Here is a 19,581-nt window from a genome sequence, read left to right as displayed (position 1 = left end):
TGACATAATAAAACCTTATTATTCGACACTTTTTTCACTGCATCAGCCTATACAGATATAACCAAAGCTGCTGCCGTTAAAACATCCGTAGGGTAAGTCCGCTCCAGCCCAGATAATCAAGCAGGAACCCGGCTACGAAATGACCCAGGACAATCGCCAAGAGCAGGTGCAGCAGTCTGCCCTGAGGGCTCTTAGGATATCTTATGACCAAATCCAGCTTAAGGTTCTGAAGTGACCACCAGGATAATGCAACGCAGATCAAGGAAATAACCATCGATATCATATTGCTGGTGCCGATCGCACCCGACAACTCAGCGGATAAGCGTGTGTTCATATTAGCCCCCTGTGTTAGGTACTCGGAAATCGACTCTTATATCATACTTGTGCAGGGGAAAAGAATCCAGTACTTTTACGAAATTTTAAACAAATGGGTCTTTATATGCAGATCTGATGACGATATGTTCATAATCTGGTAGATTCGCTAAGCAAAATCCCCCCGCAAAGTGGGCTTTAGCTTCCCCACATATAAATTCTTTCAAAAAAAGCAGTCAAGCCCAGGGCTTGACCGCTTATCTGCTACTGTTGTCCTTTTCCGGTCGAAACTTTGATGCGCGTTACAGCACGCTGTAATGCCAGCTCCGCACGGCGGTGATCGATCTCATCCTGCTTGCTTTGCAGCTTAAGACGGCGCTCAGCCCGCTCCTTAGCCGCTTCAGCGCGCTCCACATCAATATCCCGGGGCAGCTCAGCACTTTCAGCCAGCACCGTTACCTTATCTTTGTGCACTTCAACGAAACCGCCATGCACAGCGATGGAGACTGTAACGCCGTCTGCCTTAACGCTAAGCGGAGCAACCTGAAGCGGGGTGACGAGCGGAATATGTCCCGGGAGAATCCCCAGTTCGCCATTCACGCCGCGTACCGTCAGACTGTTCACTTGCTTGGAGTAGACCAGATGCTCCGGAGTAACTATTTCGAGCAAAAAGGTATTCACTTCCATTCCTCCTCAAAGCTTTACAGAATAAAGCCCGATCCCCCAGCATAAGCATGCTTAGGGTTACAACGTTTTCGCTTTTTCCACGGCTTCTTCAATCGTACCTACGAACAGGAACGCTACTTCCGGAAGATCATCATGCTTACCTTCCAGGATTTCCTTGAAGCTGCGTACGGTTTCTTTGATTGGCACGTATTTGCCTTTGAAGCCGGTGAACTGCTCTGCTACGTGGAACGGCTGGGACAGGAAGCGCTCAACCTTACGGGCGCGGGCCACAATGACCTTATCCTCTTCACTCAGCTCATCCATACCGAGGATGGCAATGATATCCTGAAGCTCGGTATAACGCTGCAGCAGCTGCTTAACGCCCTGTGCCACGTTATAGTGCTCTTCGCCGACGATTTCCGGTGCCAGCATCCGCGAGCTGGAAGCAAGCGGGTCAACCGCAGGGAAAATCCCTTTTTCGGAGATTTTACGCTCCAGGTTGGTCGTTGCATCCAAGTGGGCAAATGCCGTAGCCGGTGCAGGGTCAGTATAGTCATCCGCAGGTACGTAGATCGCCTGGATGGATGTAACAGAGCCTTTCTTCGTGGACGTAATCCGCTCCTGCAGCTGACCCATTTCTGTAGCCAGTGTAGGCTGGTAACCTACCGCAGATGGCATCCGGCCGAGCAGGGCCGATACTTCGGAACCCGCCTGGGTGAACCGGAAGATGTTATCGATAAAGAGCAGCGTATCGCGGCCTTCCACATCACGGAAATATTCCGCCATAGTCAGACCGGTCAGTGCTACGCGCAGACGCGCGCCCGGAGGCTCATTCATTTGTCCGAAGACCATCGCCGTTTTCTTGATTACACCGGAGTCGGTCATTTCGTGATAGAGGTCATTCCCCTCACGTGTCCGCTCGCCAACGCCCGCAAATACGGAGATCCCGCCGTGCTCCTGTGCGATGTTGTTGATCAATTCCTGGATGGTTACTGTTTTACCTACGCCGGCACCGCCGAACAGGCCGATTTTACCGCCCTTGGCATAAGGAGCCAGCAAGTCGATAACCTTAATTCCGGTCTCCAGAACCTCTGCCTGAGTTGACAACTCATCAAAGGTAGGAGCCAGACGGTGAATCGGGTTTCTAGCTGCGACTACATCAGCGCCATTATCGATTGGGTTACCAAGTACGTTAAATACGCGGCCTAGTGTTGCTTCACCAACAGGAACCGAGATCGGCGCTCCCTGGTCAATAGCGTCAATCCCGCGAACCAGTCCATCTGTAGAGGACATGGCAATACAGCGCACCAGGTTATCTCCAAGATGATTGGAAACTTCAAGAGTCAGATCCATGTTGCGGCCATCGCTGAGGCTCGCAACAATTTTGATGGCGTTGAATATCTCGGGCAGCTGGCCGCGTTCAAATTCAATATCGACAACCGGACCCATAATGCTCACAACGCGTCCTTTGTTCATCTTCATTTCCCTCCTCGAAAGCTGTTACATATGGACCTTGAGGCCCACTCATATTAAGACTGCGCGTTCGCACCAGCCACGATCTCGGTAATTTCTTGCGTAATGGCCGCCTGACGGGCACGGTTGTACGTAAGTCTAAGTTCTCCGATCATTTTTGACGCGTTCTTCGTTGCACTGCCCATGGCTGTCATCTTAGCTCCCAGCTCACTGGCCTTGCCGTTCAGAAGAGCACCGTAGATTAAAGTCTCGGCATATTTCGGAAGCAGAACTTCCAGTACGCCTGCAGGTGAAGGCTCGTATTCATAAGCAGCAGATGCTCCGTGATGCTCGCCCTCCCCGACGCCTTCCATAGGCAGAAGTCTGTCTACAGTCGGAATCTGGCTGATCGCATTAACGAACCGGTTGTAGCAAATGTAGATCTCATCATAGACGCCTGTCTCGAACTGGTTCACCGCCGAATAGGCAATCGACTTGATATCGGCAAATTTCGGGGTATCGGACAGCTCGGTGATTTCTTCTACAATGGGATATTCACGGCGCCGCAAAAAGTCACGGCCTTTGCGCCCGATCACAAACAGCGCATACTCATCCTTGGACTTATGGCGTTCTGCGATCAGCATCGTTACTTTACGCAGAATGTTCGCATTGTAGCCGCCGGCAAGACCTCTGTCCGAGGTGATGATCAAATAACCTGTTTTTTTGACAGGCCGGCTGACCAGCATCGGGTGCTGGAGATCCTGCGTACCGGCAGCAATACTAGAGACGACCTCTTTCAGCTTCTCTGAATACGGACGGGCTGCTTCTGCCTTCTCCTGCGCCTTGCGCAGCTTGGACGCAGCGACCATCTCCATCGCTTTGGTGATCTGTCTGGTGTTCTGAACGCTCTTAATTTGACGTTTAATATCGCGCATGCTTCTTGCCATGATTTCACCACCTTAGAGCTTTGGCGTAGCCAAAGCTAACTTCGTAAGCATAAACGGTAATCTCTATAGATTAGCTTGTAGCAAAGCCTCTTTTGAATTTCTCGATGGCATCCTTGAGTGCTGCTTCGTTGTCAGCTGTCAGATCCTTGGTATCCGAGACGGATTTCAGGATTTCAGTTGCACTGCTGTCGATAAAGGCCAGGAATTCCTTCTCGAAACGCTTAACGTCCTTGACAGGAATATCATCCAGATGCCCTTTGACAGCGGTGTACAGACTAAGCACTTGATGCTCAACGCTGAGCGGCTGGTTCACACCCTGCTTCAGAATCTCCATCATACGCGCACCGCGGTTCAGACGGGCCTGCGTTGATTTGTCCAGATCGGAGCCGAACTGGGAGAAGGCTTGAAGCTCGCGGTATTGAGCCAGATCCAGACGCAGGGAACCGGCGACCTTCTTCATAGCTTTGATCTGTGCGGAGCCCCCTACACGGGATACAGAGATACCAACGTTGATCGCCGGACGCTGTCCGGAGTTGAACAAATCGGATTCAAGGAAGATTTGGCCGTCTGTAATCGAAATTACGTTCGTTGGAATGTAAGCCGATACGTCAGAAGCCTGTGTTTCGATGAATGGCAGGGCGGTTAATGAACCACCACCAAGCGCATCGCTAAGCTTGGCCGCACGTTCCAGCAGACGGGAGTGCAGATAGAATACGTCACCAGGGAAGGCTTCACGGCCCGGTGGACGGCGGAGCAGCAGGGACAATTCGCGGTAAGCCGAAGCCTGCTTGGACAGGTCATCATAAATGACTAGTACATGCTCGCCCTTATACATGAAGTATTCGCCCATAGCGCAGCCTGCGTACGGAGCAATATAGAGCAGCGGAGAAGGCTCGGAAGCCGACGCGGTTACAACGATAGTGTAATCCAGCGCGCCATGACGGCGGAGGGTTTCTACTACCTGTGCTACAGTAGATTGTTTTTGTCCGATAGCAACATAGATACACTTCATCCCGTTGCCCTTCTGGTTGATAATCGCATCAATTGCGATTGCGGTCTTACCTGTCTGACGGTCACCAATGATCAGCTCGCGTTGTCCGCGGCCGATTGGCACCATGGCATCGATTGCCTTGAGACCCGTCTGCATTGGTTCGTGTACCGATTTACGGTCGATAACCCCCGGTGCGTTATGTTCAACCGGACGGAATTCAGTAGTAGCAATCGGTCCTTTGCCGTCAAGCGGCTGGCCCAGTGCATTGACTACGCGGCCCAGCATGGCTTCGCCAACCGGAACCTGCATAATCTGGCCGGTACGTTTAACCTGGTCGCCTTCGCGGATCTCTTTGTATTCACCCAGAATAACAACACCGACGTTGCTTTCTTCCAGGTTAAGCGCCATGCCCACTACTCCGTTGGAGAACTCCAGCAGTTCCCCTGCCATTGCGTTTTCCAGACCGTAGACACGGGCGATACCGTCGCCGACTTGAATGACGGTGCCAATTTCGGCCACTTCGATATCGGCTTTATATTGCTCAATTTGACTTTTGATCAAAGTGCTGATCTCTTCAGGTCTGATGCCCAATATCCTCACCCCTATCTTCTTTGCTTATCATTAAAGGATTTCTCAAGACGCGTAAGCTTACCGGCCAGACTTCCGTCATACAGCGTATCGCCGATTACGACCTTCAGTCCGCCGAGCAGGCTTGTATCGACAACATTGGTTACACGAATCTTACGGCCAGTAAGCTGGCTGAATTCAGCCGCAACACTGTCCTGTTCTGCCTGGTTCAGGGAATAAGCGGAATAGACAGTAGCGTAGCCAATGCCAAGGGCATCCCCTTCAATCTTGATATACTTAGCCAGCAGCTCTGCGAAAATATCGGTTCTGCCCCGCTCTACCAATAGCTCTACCGTGTTCATGACCGCTTCCGAGACTTTACCTTGAAGTGTCCCGCGCAGCACATTCAGCTTGTCGGATTGCGAGATACGGGGTGCCAGGATAAACCGTTTCACCTCTGCATCATTATGAAGCACTTCGACGACTAATTTGAGCTGTTCTTCCACTTGAAGCGTAATGCCTTCATCCACTGCTGCACTGTACAAGGCTTTGGCATAGCGCCCGGCAACTACCGTATCGCGGCTCATGATCGGCCTCCTACCTCTTTGAGGTATTGATCAACAAGCTGTTCCTGCTCGCCGTCAGCTGCAACTTCCTTCTCAAGCAGCTTCGAGGCAATGCGGACCGAGGCTGTACCCAGCTCGCTGCGCAGCGCTTCAACCGCTTTGTTCTTCTCGTTCTCAATGTCGCGTACCGCTTCGTCTTTCAGACGGCTCGCTTCCACATGGGCCTGCTCGAGAATCTTGTCAACCTGGTTGTTGCTGGTAGCCTGGGACTGCTGAATGATAGCCTGTGCCTCTTGGCGCGCCTGCTGCAGGGCCTGCTTCTGCTCTTCTACATAAGCGACCGCCTGCTCTCTGGTCTTGGCTGCTTCATCCATTTGCTGCAGCACCATTTCGCGGCGCTTCTCCATAATTCCGAACAGCTTGCTGAAGGCAAACTTGCTGAGCAGGAAGTACAGAACTCCAAAGGCAACAATGGAAAATACTATATTGGTCCAAACGATATTCACTGAGGTCACTCCCTTCCGTTACCGCGGCTTGCGGACATATACAAAAGTAAGGCGCGGATGGCACTTGCCCTCCCCGCCAAACCGTAAAAACGGTTTATTAAGTAAACATGATCAGGAACGCGATAACTGTAGCGGCCAAAGGAATAACTTCCACGATACCTACACCGATAAACATTGTTGTCTGCAGTGCGTTACGTGCTTCCGGCTGACGGGCGATAGATTCCACCGTCTTGCTGACGATCATACCGTTACCCAGACCTGCGCCGAGTGCGCCCAAACCAACCGCGATTGCTGCTGCTAAAAATTCCATTTGTAAATATCCTCCTTTAATTTCGGTTCTTTGTGTAATGTCTTAATAATATAAAATCTCCCGCGAAGGTTTCCGGCACCTGCCGCTATCCTCACGGCAGCTTATTAATGCGCTTCTTCCTCGTGGATCGTCATCTGTGCGATGTAGACCATCGTCAGAATCGTAAAGATAAAGGCCTGAAGCGCCCCGACAAAGATACTGAAGCCTTGCCAGATGGCCAGAAACGGAATACTGAACAGTCCCAGCTTCAGAATAACGGTAATCAGAACCTCGCCGGCAAAAATGTTAGCGAATAGACGAATGGCAAGCGCCACTGGCTTCGCCAGATTCTCAATGATGTTCAGCGGCAAGAAGATTGGAAACGGCTCAATATAGTGTTTGAAATAATGCTTGCCGTTCAGCTTGATGCCCAGATAGTTCATCAGGAAGAATACGACGATCGCTAGTCCTGCTGTTACGTTGATGTCTGCAGTCGGCGATTTGTACCACAGAATCTCAGCATGCGCGCCATCGGCCAGGTTCTTAGTGGCTTCGATAACATGTCCGAAGACTGTAACCGGACCATCGGCCTCTGTAATAACGGAAAACGGCAGACCAAGGAGATTGGAGACGAAGATAAACAGTATCAGCGTCAATCCCAGTGATATGTAAGGCTTTCCCTTCTTCAGATCCATCGCGCTGCTGATCAGTCCCTGTACAAATTCAACCACCCATTCCATGAAATTCTGGAGCTTGGACGGATTCTCAACCGACAGGTTGCGGACGGAGAGCATGACCAGTACGAACACTATCACCGAGCTGATTACCAGCATCAGCACAGCAGACAGGTCAATCGGTATTCCGCCAACATAGATTAAAGGCATTTCGTGCATAGTATCATCCCCCTTTCTCGTTAATATGGCTACAGCTTATTCTTGATTCCTAGATATATCCCCACGGGAATAGCCAGAAGCTGGGGGATGAACAGGCCGATAATCGTTGCCTCCAGCGAGAAATGCTCATATTTGACTGAAAACATGGTAACCAGAATTCCAAAACTGATTCTTGTAGCAAAACCAAGGCTGAAGGAGCTTTTCTCTTGCTTCGCCACCGCTTCTGTCACTCTTCTGACCTTAAGGGCCAGATAACGGAAATTAACCAGTCCTGCCAGCAAGCCGAGTGTCATGCCCAGAGTAACTGCACGGGTCTCATGATGGAGAGCCCACCCCATTACCAATCCTGCCATAATGATTACTGTCACCCTGGTGACGATATTGATTACGGGAGTCATATTATCCATTTTGCTCCCCCAAAAAATTTTTGATTAGCAAAGCAACATTCACAACGCCGAGAAGTAGCCCGGCAATTGTTCCGATAGCCAGCCAAAAAGCAGGTCCGTCCATCAGATTGCGCAGCCACTTTGCCACAAAAAAGCCTATTACAATGTAAGCGGCAAGCAAACTGCCCGCACCTGCGAGTACTAGAGCTGTACGCCCCAGTCCAGGCTCATTCTTTGGTTCCTTCATAGGCTACAATCCCAACTAATTTTACTGAATATCCAGACTCTTTGTCAATTCACAGAAAATTGCCCAAAATCGCATGAAAATATGAAAATAATCACAGCAAAAAACACCAAAACCATATAAACCGTACAGTTTAACTGTATGCTGCTTTTATTAACGTTAGTATATTAGTTGTCTTGCCCTGTTTCATCATTTGTGAACATTGTGTGAAATTCTTCCGGACGCTCTGAGGCAGCTCCGAAATGGTGCAAAATCGCATTGACAATTCTCTCGGAGGCTTTGCCGTCTCCATACGGGTTGGCGGCCCGGCTCATCGACTGATACAGGTTCTGATCGGTCAAAAGAGCATGTGTCCGTTGATACACCTTCTCCTCGTCCGTCCCCACAAGCTCCAGTGTTCCGGCCTCGATCCCTTCCGGGCGCTCGGTGGTATCACGCAGCACAAGCACAGGAACTCCAAAGGAGGGAGCTTCCTCCTGCAGGCCGCCGGAATCGGTCAATATCAGGTGGGTATGCGGATAAAAGTTATGCAGGTCAACGACATCCAGCGGATCAATCAGCTTGATTCTAGGGTGTCCGCCGAGGATCTCATGCGCCGGTTCCTTCACTGCCGGACTCGGGTGCACGGGATACACAATGGCTACATCTTCAAATTCATCAGCGATTCTTTTGACTGCACGGAAAATATGACGGTGCGGTTCGCCTTGGGATTCTCTGCGGTGCGCCGTCATCAAAATAAGTCTTTTTCCTGAAGCAAAATCAAGGACCGGATGCCGGTAGTCCGGCTGTACGGTATATTGAAACACATCGGTTACGGTATTGCCTGTGATATAAATACTTGATTCTTTTTTGTTCTCGTGTCTCAGGTTGCCCGCTGACCAGTGAGTCGGAGCAAAATGCAGATCAGCAAGCACGCCTGTCAGCTGACGGTTCATTTCTTCCGGATAAGGCGAAAGCTTGTTCCATGTCCGAAGACCTGCTTCCACATGCCCAACCTGAATCTGCTGCAGGAAAGACGCATAGCTGGCCAGGAAGGTGGTCAGGGTATCGCCGTGTACAAGCACGAGGTCCGGCTTCACTTCACGGAGCACGGGCTCCAGGCCTTCAAGCACCCGGATGGTGATCTCGTTAAGCGTCTGGCGGTCCTTCATTACGTCCAGATCATAATCCGGGGTAATCTTGAACACCTCAAGCACCTGATCCAGCAGCTCCCGGTGCTGCGCAGTTACACAGACAATGGACTCAATCTGCTCAGGATGTCTGTTCAGCTCCAGAACCAGAGGCGCCATCTTGATTGCCTCGGGGCGCACTCCGAAAATCGTCATTACTTTAATTTTGGACATAAGCCCTTCCCTCTCTTCTGAAAACCGTGGTCTAGTGGATTCATACTATTATTGTCTGTGCTTCTTACTTGGTACCGTACAGTCTGTCCCCGGCATCTCCGAGGCCCGGAACGATATAGCCATGATCATTCAAATGATCGTCAAGTGCTGCAACATAGATATCCACATCCGGGTGAGCAGCTTGTACAGCCGCAACGCCTTCCGGTGCAGCAATCAGGTTCATCATCTTGATCTGGGTGCAGCCGCGGTTCTTGAGCGAGGTAATCGCCGCAATGGCAGAGCCGCCTGTCGCCAGCATAGGATCGATTACGATCAGCTCACGTTCCTGGACATCCGTAGGAAGCTTAATGTAGTATTCCACCGGCTGCAGGGTGTCCGGATCACGGAACAGGCCCACATGGCCTACCTTGGCTGCAGGAAGCAGCTTAAGCACACCTTCGAGCATCCCCAGACCGGCACGCAGAATCGGGATCAGTCCCAGCATTCTCCCCGAAATCACCTTGCTCTGTGTTTCAGTCACCGGCGTCTGTACCGTAATGGTCTCCAGCGGGATGTCACGGGTAATCTCATAAGCCATAAGTGTTGCTACTTCATCGACATGCTCCCTGAAGTCCTTTGTGTTGGTCCGCACATCGCGAATGAATGTCAATTTGTGCTGAATCAATGGATGATCGCAAATCACCAATTTTCCCATGTTGTCCCTCCGGTAATTGTAAGTCTTATTTATAGCCAAAGTAAGCGCTGTGCTTCTCAGGTGGCTAAATCCTATCTATTATATCATCACCAAGACCGCTTTTCACCTACAGATGGACAAATCTGCAGGCCCCCCCGTTTACCGGGGATTACCACACCATGGAAGCTTAAGGCAATATATCCACCTCTCTGGATATAAAACAAAGCTTAGTTTGTACGATTAAGCGCTTTTAATACTATTCACACTTCTTTCACCACTTTTATTGAAAATTCCATGAACTTTCATGCAACTTTCAGTATAATTCAAGTCGTTTTCTCAGCAGCTATTTGTGAACATTATGTAGCAGCAAAAAAGCCCTTGCGTACATCCGGCAGAAACCGGATACGCAAAGGCAGTGTTAGAGGGGCTCAGATTAATACTGCAATCCAGGGTAGATCGGATATTGTTCAGTCAGCTTAGCAACCTCGCGGGCCGCCTTACTCAAGTTAGCTTCATCCTGCGGATTCTTCAGGACACTGGCAATAATCCGGCCGATCGTAACCATAGCCTGCTCATCCATTCCGCGCGATGTAACAGCCGGGGTGCCGATGCGGATGCCGCTGGTGACGAACGGGCTGGTCGGGTCAAACGGAATCGCGTTCTTGTTGACAGTAATTCCGATGGAATCCAGCACCTTCTCGGCGTCCTTACCGGTAATGTTCAGGTTACGGGTATCGAGCAGAATCAGATGGTTATCGGTTCCGCCGGATACAATATTAACGCCTTCGCCGACCAGAGTCTCGGCCAGCACCTTGGCATTCTTAACTACGTTCTCGGCGTAAGTTTTGAATGATGGCTGCAACGCTTCACCGAACGATACGGCCTTGGACGCAATCACATGCATCAGAGGTCCGCCCTGAGAACCAGGGAAGACTGCTTTATCAATAGCGGCAGCCCATGGCTGTCTGCATAGAATCATCCCGCCGCGCGGACCGCGCAGGGTTTTGTGCGTAGTTGTAGTAACGAAGTGGGCATGAGGAACCGGGCTCGGGTGAAGACCGGCAGCCACCAGACCGGCAATATGGGCCATATCGACCATGAACAGGGCGCCTACATCATTCGCAATCGAACCGAGTGCGGCAAAATCAATGGTACGCGGATATGCGCTCGCACCGGCAACGATCATTTTGGGACGGTGCTTGAAGGCGGCTTTGCGCACTTCATCATAATCGATCAGGAAGGAATCCTCCTGTACGCCATAAGCCACGAAGTTATACAGAATGCCGGAAGCATTCACCGGGCTGCCGTGGGTCAAATGGCCGCCATGTGCCAGGTTCATACCGAGAACGGTATCGCCGGGCTTGAGCGCAGCCAGGTATACAGCCATATTGGCCTGTGCGCCGGAATGCGGCTGCACGTTGGCATGCTCGGCACCGAACAGCTCCTTGGCACGGTCGCGGGCCAGGTTCTCTACGATGTCCACATCTTCACAGCCGCCGTAGTAACGCTTGCCGGGATAACCTTCGGCGTATTTATTGGTAAGCACGGAGCCCATAGCTTCCATGACGGCTTCACTTACAATATTCTCTGAGGCAATAAGTTCAATGTTCGCACGCTGGCGGCTCAGTTCGAGGCCCATCGCTTCCAGTACTGCCGGGTCACTTTTACGCAATTGTTCCATGTTTCTAATTTCCTCCCTATAACTCTGATTTATGTGGTGTTAAGACGAAACCGTTAAATAAAGCCCATCACTTCAGTCACAATTGGCGGAACCGCTAGTCTCAGGCGTGCGGTACACAGCCCGTTCCCCGCCGATCAGCGGCGGTCTGCTCCATGCGGCATTGACCCGGGCAGCCCCGACATACCGCAGGCTAGGCCGGTAAGGTACAGCTATCCTGCGCAGATGCATGCCGATCAGGGTCTCCCCGATATCTATACCGGCATGAGCTTCAATGGTCTCTGCCAGCACCGGATCTGTCATGGACTGGTAGGCCGCAGCAGCCATGGAGCCCCCAGCTCCCGGAATGGGTACAGCCGACACCTCTCTAAGGCCAAGGGCTTCCAGCAGGGCACGTTCCATCACCAGCGAACGGTTCAAATGCTCGCAGCACTGATAGACCGGGTGAAAACCAAATTCATCCGCAATCTGCGTAATCCCCTCCAGCAGCTGCCGCGCAACCTCCAGCGCACCGCCTGTCCCAATCCGCTTCCCCGCCACTTCACTCGTGCTGGCTCCTACGGCCAGGATTTTTCCCGGACCGAGCTTTCCCGCTACTGCAAGTTCACGCGTTACCGCAGCAGTGGCCGCGGAGAGCGAAAGCTCCCCGCTGTCCGTTAGCTGCTGCTCTGCAGCCGCCATACCGGATAAGCGCTCATCTCCTGACTTCTGCTTCAGGATTTCCTCCATCTTACCGCCCCCTTCAACCGTTTCTGATTTCCATGGAGATGCAACTTTTAAACAAAAAAGAGCAGTCCGCAGGTTGAACTGCGGATGTGCTCTTTTGCCCAGGCGACCGGCCGTTTATTCCAGGTGCTCCATCGTGGTTTCATCCACACTTGTCGCCAGTTACACCGGAACCGGATCATATTTATTACATCTTAAGGGATAGTCCACAAAAAATCAACCACTTCAAAGCCGTCTTAGCGATTCAAGCTTATCGAGCAGACCGTACAGCGCCGTGCGGATCTCGGATGCCGCCAGCTCGTAATCTTCCCGCGAGCCGCCGAACGGATCACTGATATCGAAGCTGGGGATACGCTGGCGGATCTCAATCATCCGCTGCATAGCCGCTGCATCCGGTTCGGTGCCCAGGGCCAGGTTCAGCTCCGCCTCTGCATACAAGCTGTCCAGCTCCCGGATATCGGCATTCACGGATTCCTGCGTCTGGACATACTCCTTAAGAGTATGGGTCTTGGTAACGGCGTCAGGAAAATACTGCAGCAAGTGCCGCTTATGCGCTCCTGTCAGGGTAAGAATCAGATCGGCCCAGGCTACCGCCTCCCCGTCCAGCTGTGAGGATACGATGCGGTCCTGAATCCCTTCATCCTGCAGAATGCCCGCAGCATGTCTGGATATGGAAGTACCCGGGACAGCAGAAACGCCGGCAGACCGCACCTCCACCTGAATGCCCCGCTCCTTCGCAAGCTTCCGCAGAAGCCCTTCGGCCATGGGACTACGGCAGGTATTACCTGTGCAGACAAATAAAATATGCAGCAACCTTTCCACCTCCGGTAAACATTATAATTTCGATTGGTACAGCCTAAAAATTATGGGTATTGCCGTTATTGTATCAAAAGATGAACATCAAGCCAAACGCAAGGAGAATGGCTCCGCCCAGCGCTTCCCCGTACTCTCCGAGGCCGCGGCTCACCCGCCTGCCCAGCAGCAGCCCAGTAATGGACATAACACCGCCGCAGGCACCGAAGGCCAGCACGGTTAGTATAATACTATTCACAAACATCCCGAGTGAAACCCCGACCGAGAAAGAATCCACGCTTACACTGAGTGAGATCAGCAGCATCCCCCAGATCGTCCGGTGATCCATCTGCCGGCTGCTGCCGCCGTCGTCCTGGCGGAAGGAATTGAACACCATATGTCCGCCCAGCAGTACAAGCAGACCTCCGGCTGCATAGGTGGTAACCTGTCCCAGCAAATGGCCGACATAGCTGCCCGTGAACAAGCCCAGCAGCGGCATCAGCACATGAAAAAAAGCAATCAGCAGGCTAAGCTGCAGCACATGCAGCAGCCGGATACCCCTCATCCCGATGCCCACGCCCAGCGAGAACGCATCCATTCCCAGCGCAATTGCCATAATAGCTATTGTTACTAACTGGCCCCAGCCGCCATGTATCCCGCCCCAACCCCCATATATTCCGTCCCAGCCCATGAATAACCCTCCACCCTGAGTCCGTAAGTTCTTGTACAACAACGATATGCGGACAAGATGGTATTCATGACTGTGAGGTGGATGGCAGGGTGGGCCGGAGGGACCAGGGCCTGCGTGAAATCAGGTGTATCAGCTTAACTGAAAATTCATTTTTCGGGTTTATCGAAATATTCCTTTGCTTTTTTGAGGATGGCCAGCTCTTCCTCCATCTCAGCCAACTGCCCCTCCATCTCCGCCAACTGCTGACCGCGTTCCTTCAGTTGGCGTTCAAGCTCTCTGAGTTTGTCCAGATCGGCTTCCTGATCCTTTCCACTCATAGAAACACCTCCACGTTAATCTTATGAGTTCCAGTCTCTTAGCAGTAGGATATGGTCCATGCCATGCTAACAGCAGCTTGCTAACCGGCGTCGATCACCGTATCACCGGCAGCTTTCATCAGCCGGTTCATGATGGCTGCGCCGAGGCCCGTGACCGGGCAGGCCTCGGCCAGAATGTACGTGGCCCCCGCTTCATCGAAGCGCCGCAAGGCGGCATACAGGAAGCGGGCGGCCTCCTCCGGCGAGGACAGCGAGCCGAGAGACACCGTGCAGGCGGCCGGGTCGGCGGGATACAGGGCCCTGTGATCCTCGAAGAGGAGCAGGCCCGTGATCTCGCCCGCCCGCTGCGCCGCCTGCAGCAGCCCGGCGGCGGTCTCCGCCACGCGCTGCGCGGAGGAGCCGCGTACGATGCCAAGCGCGCCGCGCGGGGCATAGTGCGTGTACTTCATGCCCGGCGCGCGCGGCGCCGGGCTGCTGCCGGCGGCCGGCGCCGCGGCGGCCGCTTCAGTGCCGGTCACCGCCGCGAGCTGCTCGGCGGTGATGCCTCCGGGACGGAGCACGACTACCGTCCCGTCCGGCTGCACCTGCACCACGGTCGACTCCAGGCCGACCCCGGCCGCGCCGCCGTCCAGAACCCCGCCGATATATCCGGCGAGGTCTTCCAGCACATGGGCGGCCAGCGTCGGACTCGGCCGCCCGGAGCGGTTGGCGCTGGGCGCTGCAACCGGGCAATCCGCCGCGCGCAGCAGCGCAAGCGCCACCGGATGATCCGGCATACGCACGCCAACCGTATCCAGGCCCGCCGTTACCAGCGGCGAGAGAACGCCGGGACGGACCGGCAGCACCAGCGTCAGCGGGCCGGGCCAGAAGGCATCGATCAGTGCCGAGGCCACCGGATGCACCTCCGTCACCAGACGTTCGAGATCCTCCCGCCGGGCAATATGTACGATCAGCGGGTTATCGGAGGGACGGCCTTTGGCTGCGAATACCGCTTCAACCGCTGCGGTATTCCTCGCGTCTGCGCCCAGTCCGTACACCGTCTCCGTCGGAAAGGCCACCGTCTCCCCGCTCCGCAGCAGCGCTGCCGCTTCCGAGATCATGCCGTGGTCACACCCGCCCGGCTGCCAGCCGGCAGAACTCCCCAATTCGCCGTCCGTTCCCGCCTCACCGGAAGCAAGGCTCCAGTACAGAGTGGACTCTATATGACCGCTGCGGCGCTGGGCCGCAAACGGTGAATATTGATCTTCAGTCATCTATCATCACTAGCTTTCTTATTGAATTCTTATATTTCGAACAAAGTCACCTTGACGGATGGACAGGATTACCTTCACGCCAAAACAATGTATGCTGTTTTTCACATACATTTGGGCCATGCGCCTGCGTGGCAGCCATTGTATGCTGTTTTTGGCATACATTTGGGCATGCGCCTCCCGTGCCAGCACAATATATACTGTTTTTCACATACATTCGGGCATGCGCCTCCCGTGCCAGCACAATATATACTGTTTTTCACATACATTCGGGCATGCGCCTCCCGTGCCAGCACAATATATACTGTTTTTCACATACATTCGGGCATGCGCCTCCCGTGCCAGCACAATATATACTGTTTTTCACATACATTAGAGCATGCGCCTACCGTGCCAGCACAATGTATGCTGTTTTTCACATACATTCGGTTCATAAGACCCGTACCAGTTGATTGCATTTGGTTTCAAGCACCTTGTCCACAACAGGAAGAAAAAATAGTTTACTATACGACCAAAACGGCCCCCTCAGGCGGAGCCGCTTCTGCTCAAGTGCTGCAATCATCGTACCATATCCGGCGCAAAAACTGTAGAATCCAATGTACGTTTATGCCATGCTTTTCAGGACATTCAGGAGAACAGCCCGCAGATCCAGCTCCAGATATTCTTCAGCAGCTCCCACACGAAGAACTTTACCTTCGGTGCCTCAGCAGCATCCCCCGCGCTTTCTTCCTTGTTAGATGAATCAGATAGACTGGATACTGCCCCTTTCGCTGTTCCATCCGCAGCCTTCACCTTCGCGCCGTCTCCCGAAGCCTTGACTGAGACCTTAGTAACATCCTTCGCCCCTGCCTTCGCAGCAGCCGGTTCCGCAGCCGCAGCATCCCCGGTTCCCGCATCGATGAAGCAGAGCGGCGGAAACAGCACACACCACCAGTTCTGCCCTTTGCCTGCGCCAAGCGTGACCCGGACAGCCTCATATTCTCCGGCAGGGTAGACCCGGCCGCCATACATTTTGGTCGGAAAAGGAACCGTGCCCAGCTCCACCTGATAGCCGTACTCAATCCCGCGCTGCGCCAGCTCTCTGCCCACCAGCTCATTCAGCTCCGGCAGATGATTACGGATCAGGGCACGGGCCTGCTCCAGACTCTGCGGATCTTCAAGCCCCGCCACCCACTGATTAATCTGCTCCACGATCCGGTCACGAATCTGGCGCTTCACCAGCTGATCCCCGGTGCCGTCCGAATTCGCCAGAATACGCAAGCGGATGGACTCCTGCGGGATGGATACCTCTGCTACGGCAGCATCACTTTTTTGCCCTTCCCAGGCCATCATCAGAATCATAAAAAAACAAATTAAAATGGCAGTATACTTAAAGGTAATCCGCAGGGAATCCCCGCGTTCCAGCTTAACATCCTCCATCTTCCGCAGCCCCTCTCCCTCTGAACCTCTTATGCTCCCAGTATGTCCAGGAATGAGAGACTGCAAACCTAGTAATCTATTATTTATGAAGCAGGAAATCTAGCGGCTAGATTTTGGACAAGAGGGATTTGCCCTTCGTGTCCGGCTGCGGCAGCGGAAGATCATCCTCCACATCCTGCCCGTAGAGCCTTACGCTCATCGCTATCCCCATACAGGCCATATTAATCAGCAGCGAGGTCCCGCCGTAGCTGATGAACGGGAGAGTAATGCCGGTAAGCGGCATCAGTCCGGTCATTGCACCGATATTCTCCAGAATCTGATACAGCAGCATCGCTACGATCCCGACGATCAGGAGCGGCCCGCCGCGGTCCCTGCATTCCAGGGCAATCAGAATTAATCGGTGGATCAGGATGAAAAAGAGCATCAGCAGCGCCGCAGCGCCCAGGAACCCGAATTCTTCCCCGATCTGCACAAAAATCGACTCCGAATACAGATAAGGCACGCGGTTGCTCTGTACGGAGCTGCCCTGCAAATAGCCTTCTCCCTTCAGGCCCCCGGAGCCGATCGCTGTCTGGGCATTTTTCGTCTGATAGCTCGCAGTACTGCTCGCCAGCTCAGGCACCAGCCAAGGGTCAAACCGGCTGACGAAATGGTCCCGGCCCAGCGTTTTTTCAATGAAATTAACCGTCTGTTCGTGATAGTTGATATAGCACAGGATGAAGCCCAGAATTGCTCCGCCCGCGATAATCAGCCCGATCAGCGCATGGGAGAATTTGATATGCCCGATCCATAGCAGGCCAAGCAGGATTACGATATAGCTGAGCGCATTGCCCAGATCATTCTGGATGATGACCAGTGCGCATGGCATCAGTGCAATCAGACCCAGCGGCACGACATCGCGCCAGAACTGGAGCCGGGCTTTATTTTTGCGGACAAGCACGGTGGTCAGACAAATAATCAGAATCAGCTTGAACAGCTCCGCCGGCTGAATGCTTAAGTCTCCAATACCGATCCAGCCCTGGGCACCATTCTTGACCTTGCCGAAAAAGCTGACCGACAGCAGAATCCCGATCCCGGCGATGTATATATAGAGTCCGTAGCGCACCAGCAGGCGGTAATCGAACAGGGTAATCAGGATAAAAGCGATAAAACCCAGCGCATAATATTTAAGCATGGTGATATGCATACCATCCAGGTCGTCTCTTCCGTGAGTCACACTGTAAATGGAGAAGATACAGATCCCCATCAGCATAATCAAAATAAGCACAATGCTGCCGTCTATTCTTTTGATTCTCTGCAACATAAGGATATACCCCTCAACCTCTCCGGATTAGGAATCCGCCCGCTGCACCCAGCCCAGGCTTCAACCCACTAATTTCCATTGTAATTCAATTGGGAACAAAAAAATACCGGAACCCTTCGTATACGAAGAATTCCGGTATAGATGAAGCATCCAGCTTCCCCATATGCGCGGGCTTTACTATTCTTAATGAGTTAACTTCTTTTGGCGGGAGCCGGGGAAGAATACAGCGCAGGACTCGGCAAATCCTCCTCCACCTCTTGCCCGTGCAGACGCACGCTCATGACAAGCCCTATGCTCGCCATGTTGATCAGCAGCGAGGTTCCCCCGAAGCTGATGAACGGCAGCGTAATCCCCGTCAGCGGCATCAGGCCCAGGAAGGCCCCGATATTCTCAAAAATCTGGTACAGCAGCATCGCCACCACCCCGACGATCAGGAATGGACCGCCCCTGTCCTTGCACTCCAGTGCAATTAGTATCATCCGGTGAATCAGGATAAAGTACAGCAGCAGCACCAGCGCCGATCCGACAAAGCCGTATTCCTCCGCGATCTGGACAAAAATGGAGTCCGAATAGGTGTATGGCACACGGTCGGTCTGCACTGAGCTGCCCGTCATGTAGCCTTCACCGCTCATCCCGCCGGAGGCGATCGCTATTTTGGCGTTCTTTGTATGATAGATCGCTTTGGCCGTCGCCTTATCCGGCACCAACCAAGGGTCGAAGCGCTCGATCCAGTGCGAGCGTTTGATATCTACCAAGAAATCCTTAATTTCATCGTGATAATGAATATAGCTCATAATTCCGGCAGCCGCAGAGCCGCCTATAACCAGCAGTCCGATCAGCGCATGGGTGAACTTGATATTACCGATCCAGAGGAGACCGATCAGAATAACAATGTACGAGAGCGCATTGCCCAGGTCATTCTGGCTGATTACGATCACAAACGGCAGGAGACTGAACAATGCCAGCGGAACCACATCGCGCCAGAACAGCAGCTTATTCTTTTTTTTGCGGACCAGTACAGCCGCCAGGAACAGAATTAGAATCAGCTTGAACAGCTCAGCCGGCTGAAGACTGAAGCTGTTGCCGAACTTGATCCAGCCTTGCGCACCGTTCTGCTCTGTGCCGACAAAGCTGACCAGGATCAGAATGCCAATCCCCGTGATGTACACATATAACGCATATTTTACAAGTAACCGATAGTCCACGAACGTCAGTCCGAAAAAGGCAACGAAGCCTATGATATAGAACTTGATCATCTTGATATGCGACCCGTCCAGCCTATCGCGCCCGTGGGTCACACTGTATATGGAGAAAATGCTGACCACCATCAGCAGCATAAGAATCACCACGATGACGCCGTCAATCTTCTTAATCTTCTGAAGCATATTCTGTCTCCTTACTCAGTACTGGTTCTTCCCGTTCTTGTCTCCCGGCAGCAGCCCAGGCAGAAGTTCCGTCCTGTCTATTGTAAAGGATGGGAGCGCCTAAATACAATTTCCATCGTTTGGGGGGGGGCTCTGTCAGGTGAACAGCCGGACCGCCTTCCCTGCAGCGGACTAAGCGGCCCTTA

At 52.9% G+C, this 19,581-nt stretch carries 22 protein-coding genes and 1 riboswitch; all 22 genes read right to left on the bottom strand.

Features of this window, described 5'->3' with window-relative positions; all coding sequences use genetic code 11:
• Positions 1 to 76 precede the first annotated feature (76 nt).
• On the bottom strand, positions 77 to 334 hold the full coding sequence (locus NSU18_RS22205) for a DUF1146 family protein (protein WP_341016156.1): 258 nt from the start codon (positions 332 to 334) through the stop codon (positions 77 to 79).
• Between the two features lie 242 nt (positions 335 to 576).
• Positions 577 to 993 (bottom strand): F0F1 ATP synthase subunit epsilon, encoded by a 417-nt coding sequence (locus tag NSU18_RS22200; protein WP_036699230.1) that lies wholly within the window; start codon positions 991 to 993, stop codon positions 577 to 579.
• A 63-nt stretch (positions 994 to 1,056) separates the two neighbouring features.
• Positions 1,057 to 2,454, bottom strand: coding sequence for a F0F1 ATP synthase subunit beta (gene atpD / locus NSU18_RS22195; protein ID WP_341016155.1), 1,398 nt, complete (start codon positions 2,452 to 2,454; stop codon positions 1,057 to 1,059).
• 53 nt (positions 2,455 to 2,507) lie between these two features.
• The gene (atpG, locus tag NSU18_RS22190; RefSeq protein ID WP_341016153.1) at positions 2,508 to 3,377 is read right to left on the bottom strand and encodes an ATP synthase F1 subunit gamma; all 870 of its coding nucleotides are present in this window, start codon (positions 3,375 to 3,377) and stop codon (positions 2,508 to 2,510) included.
• Positions 3,378 to 3,447: 70 nt separating this feature from the next.
• The gene (atpA, locus tag NSU18_RS22185) at positions 3,448 to 4,959 is read right to left on the bottom strand and encodes a F0F1 ATP synthase subunit alpha (protein WP_341016152.1); all 1,512 of its coding nucleotides are present in this window, start codon (positions 4,957 to 4,959) and stop codon (positions 3,448 to 3,450) included.
• Positions 4,960 to 4,970: 11 nt separating this feature from the next.
• Entirely contained in the window at positions 4,971 to 5,522 is a 552-nt protein-coding gene (locus tag NSU18_RS22180) for a F0F1 ATP synthase subunit delta (RefSeq protein ID WP_341016151.1), read from the bottom strand.
• Complete coding sequence (gene atpF / locus NSU18_RS22175) at positions 5,519 to 6,007, bottom strand: F0F1 ATP synthase subunit B (protein WP_209868445.1); 489 nt, start codon at positions 6,005 to 6,007, stop codon at positions 5,519 to 5,521. Before atpF ends, NSU18_RS22180 begins: the two co-directional genes overlap by 4 nt.
• A gap of 97 nt (positions 6,008 to 6,104) precedes the next feature.
• Positions 6,105 to 6,317: a F0F1 ATP synthase subunit C gene (gene atpE, locus NSU18_RS22170; protein WP_036699216.1), complete on the bottom strand. Its 213-nt coding sequence runs from the start codon at positions 6,315 to 6,317 to the stop codon at positions 6,105 to 6,107.
• Between the two features lie 104 nt (positions 6,318 to 6,421).
• On the bottom strand, positions 6,422 to 7,189 hold the full coding sequence (atpB, locus tag NSU18_RS22165; RefSeq protein ID WP_341016150.1) for a F0F1 ATP synthase subunit A: 768 nt from the start codon (positions 7,187 to 7,189) through the stop codon (positions 6,422 to 6,424).
• A 29-nt stretch (positions 7,190 to 7,218) separates the two neighbouring features.
• The gene (locus NSU18_RS22160) at positions 7,219 to 7,596 is read right to left on the bottom strand and encodes an ATP synthase subunit I (protein WP_341016149.1); all 378 of its coding nucleotides are present in this window, start codon (positions 7,594 to 7,596) and stop codon (positions 7,219 to 7,221) included.
• Complete coding sequence (locus NSU18_RS22155; RefSeq protein WP_341016146.1) at positions 7,589 to 7,822, bottom strand: ATPase F0F1; 234 nt, start codon at positions 7,820 to 7,822, stop codon at positions 7,589 to 7,591. Before NSU18_RS22155 ends, NSU18_RS22160 begins: the two co-directional genes overlap by 8 nt.
• Positions 7,823 to 7,986: 164 nt before the next feature.
• Complete coding sequence (gene wecB / locus NSU18_RS22150) at positions 7,987 to 9,162, bottom strand: non-hydrolyzing UDP-N-acetylglucosamine 2-epimerase (RefSeq protein ID WP_341016145.1); 1,176 nt, start codon at positions 9,160 to 9,162, stop codon at positions 7,987 to 7,989.
• Positions 9,163 to 9,226: 64 nt separating this feature from the next.
• Positions 9,227 to 9,856, bottom strand: a complete 630-nt coding sequence (gene upp / locus NSU18_RS22145; protein WP_341016143.1) for a uracil phosphoribosyltransferase — start codon at positions 9,854 to 9,856, stop codon at positions 9,227 to 9,229.
• 412 nt (positions 9,857 to 10,268) lie between these two features.
• Entirely contained in the window at positions 10,269 to 11,516 is a 1,248-nt protein-coding gene (gene glyA, locus NSU18_RS22140) for a serine hydroxymethyltransferase (protein ID WP_341016141.1), read from the bottom strand.
• 72 nt (positions 11,517 to 11,588) lie between these two features.
• Entirely contained in the window at positions 11,589 to 12,194 is a 606-nt protein-coding gene (locus NSU18_RS22135; protein ID WP_341151083.1) for a TIGR01440 family protein, read from the bottom strand.
• Between the two features lie 137 nt (positions 12,195 to 12,331).
• Positions 12,332 to 12,415: riboswitch (ZMP/ZTP riboswitch) on the bottom strand.
• A 49-nt stretch (positions 12,416 to 12,464) separates the two neighbouring features.
• Positions 12,465 to 13,052: a low molecular weight protein arginine phosphatase gene (locus tag NSU18_RS22130; protein ID WP_341016139.1), complete on the bottom strand. Its 588-nt coding sequence runs from the start codon at positions 13,050 to 13,052 to the stop codon at positions 12,465 to 12,467.
• Positions 13,053 to 13,125: 73 nt separating this feature from the next.
• Positions 13,126 to 13,722: a manganese efflux pump MntP gene (locus NSU18_RS22125; RefSeq protein WP_341016138.1), complete on the bottom strand. Its 597-nt coding sequence runs from the start codon at positions 13,720 to 13,722 to the stop codon at positions 13,126 to 13,128.
• Between the two features lie 146 nt (positions 13,723 to 13,868).
• Positions 13,869 to 14,039, bottom strand: a complete 171-nt coding sequence (locus tag NSU18_RS22120; RefSeq protein WP_341016136.1) for a hypothetical protein — start codon at positions 14,037 to 14,039, stop codon at positions 13,869 to 13,871.
• An 80-nt stretch (positions 14,040 to 14,119) separates the two neighbouring features.
• Entirely contained in the window at positions 14,120 to 15,292 is a 1,173-nt protein-coding gene (locus tag NSU18_RS22115; RefSeq protein ID WP_341150070.1) for an L-threonylcarbamoyladenylate synthase, read from the bottom strand.
• 624 nt (positions 15,293 to 15,916) lie between these two features.
• A complete protein-coding gene (gene spoIIR / locus NSU18_RS22110) occupies positions 15,917 to 16,708 on the bottom strand; it encodes a stage II sporulation protein R (RefSeq protein WP_341150069.1) in 792 nt (263 codons plus the stop codon).
• 106 nt (positions 16,709 to 16,814) lie between these two features.
• A complete protein-coding gene (locus NSU18_RS22105) occupies positions 16,815 to 18,011 on the bottom strand; it encodes an FtsW/RodA/SpoVE family cell cycle protein (protein ID WP_341150068.1) in 1,197 nt (398 codons plus the stop codon).
• Positions 18,012 to 18,202: 191 nt separating this feature from the next.
• Positions 18,203 to 19,396: an FtsW/RodA/SpoVE family cell cycle protein gene (locus NSU18_RS22100; protein WP_341016130.1), complete on the bottom strand. Its 1,194-nt coding sequence runs from the start codon at positions 19,394 to 19,396 to the stop codon at positions 18,203 to 18,205.
• Positions 19,397 to 19,581 lie beyond the last annotated feature (185 nt).

The organism is Paenibacillus sp. FSL H8-0048, from assembly GCF_038002825.1.
GTDB lineage: Bacteria > Bacillota > Bacilli > Paenibacillales > Paenibacillaceae > Paenibacillus_AQ.
Note: the sequence above shows the minus strand (reverse complement) of the source record. Positions and strands in the feature narration are given on the sequence as shown.

Excerpts from the sequence above, each read along its gene's own strand:
- NSU18_RS22115 (WP_341150070.1), bottom strand. The coding sequence starts at position 15,292 with ATGACTGAAGATCAATATTCACCGTTTGCGGCCCAGCGCCGCAGCGGT.
- upp (WP_341016143.1), bottom strand. The coding sequence starts at position 9,856 with ATGGGAAAATTGGTGATTTGCGATCATCCATTGATTCAGCACAAATTG.
- atpG (WP_341016153.1), bottom strand. The coding sequence starts at position 3,377 with ATGGCAAGAAGCATGCGCGATATTAAACGTCAAATTAAGAGCGTTCAG.
- spoIIR (WP_341150069.1), bottom strand. The coding sequence starts at position 16,708 with ATGGAGGATGTTAAGCTGGAACGCGGGGATTCCCTGCGGATTACCTTT.
- wecB (WP_341016145.1), bottom strand. The coding sequence starts at position 9,162 with ATGTCCAAAATTAAAGTAATGACGATTTTCGGAGTGCGCCCCGAGGCA.
- NSU18_RS22180 (WP_341016151.1), bottom strand. The coding sequence starts at position 5,522 with ATGAGCCGCGATACGGTAGTTGCCGGGCGCTATGCCAAAGCCTTGTAC.
- atpB (WP_341016150.1), bottom strand. The coding sequence starts at position 7,189 with ATGCACGAAATGCCTTTAATCTATGTTGGCGGAATACCGATTGACCTG.
- NSU18_RS22100 (WP_341016130.1), bottom strand. The coding sequence starts at position 19,396 with ATGCTTCAGAAGATTAAGAAGATTGACGGCGTCATCGTGGTGATTCTT.
- NSU18_RS22120 (WP_341016136.1), bottom strand. The coding sequence starts at position 14,039 with ATGAGTGGAAAGGATCAGGAAGCCGATCTGGACAAACTCAGAGAGCTT.
- NSU18_RS22125 (WP_341016138.1), bottom strand. The coding sequence starts at position 13,722 with ATGGGCTGGGACGGAATATATGGGGGTTGGGGCGGGATACATGGCGGC.
- NSU18_RS22105 (WP_341150068.1), bottom strand. The coding sequence starts at position 18,011 with ATGTTGCAGAGAATCAAAAGAATAGACGGCAGCATTGTGCTTATTTTG.
- atpE (WP_036699216.1), bottom strand. The coding sequence starts at position 6,317 with ATGGAATTTTTAGCAGCAGCAATCGCGGTTGGTTTGGGCGCACTCGGC.
- glyA (WP_341016141.1), bottom strand. The coding sequence starts at position 11,516 with ATGGAACAATTGCGTAAAAGTGACCCGGCAGTACTGGAAGCGATGGGC.
- NSU18_RS22205 (WP_341016156.1), bottom strand. The coding sequence starts at position 334 with ATGAACACACGCTTATCCGCTGAGTTGTCGGGTGCGATCGGCACCAGC.
- atpD (WP_341016155.1), bottom strand. The coding sequence starts at position 2,454 with ATGAACAAAGGACGCGTTGTGAGCATTATGGGTCCGGTTGTCGATATT.
- NSU18_RS22135 (WP_341151083.1), bottom strand. The coding sequence starts at position 12,194 with ATGGCGGCTGCAGAGCAGCAGCTAACGGACAGCGGGGAGCTTTCGCTC.
- NSU18_RS22160 (WP_341016149.1), bottom strand. The coding sequence starts at position 7,596 with ATGGATAATATGACTCCCGTAATCAATATCGTCACCAGGGTGACAGTA.
- NSU18_RS22155 (WP_341016146.1), bottom strand. The coding sequence starts at position 7,822 with ATGAAGGAACCAAAGAATGAGCCTGGACTGGGGCGTACAGCTCTAGTA.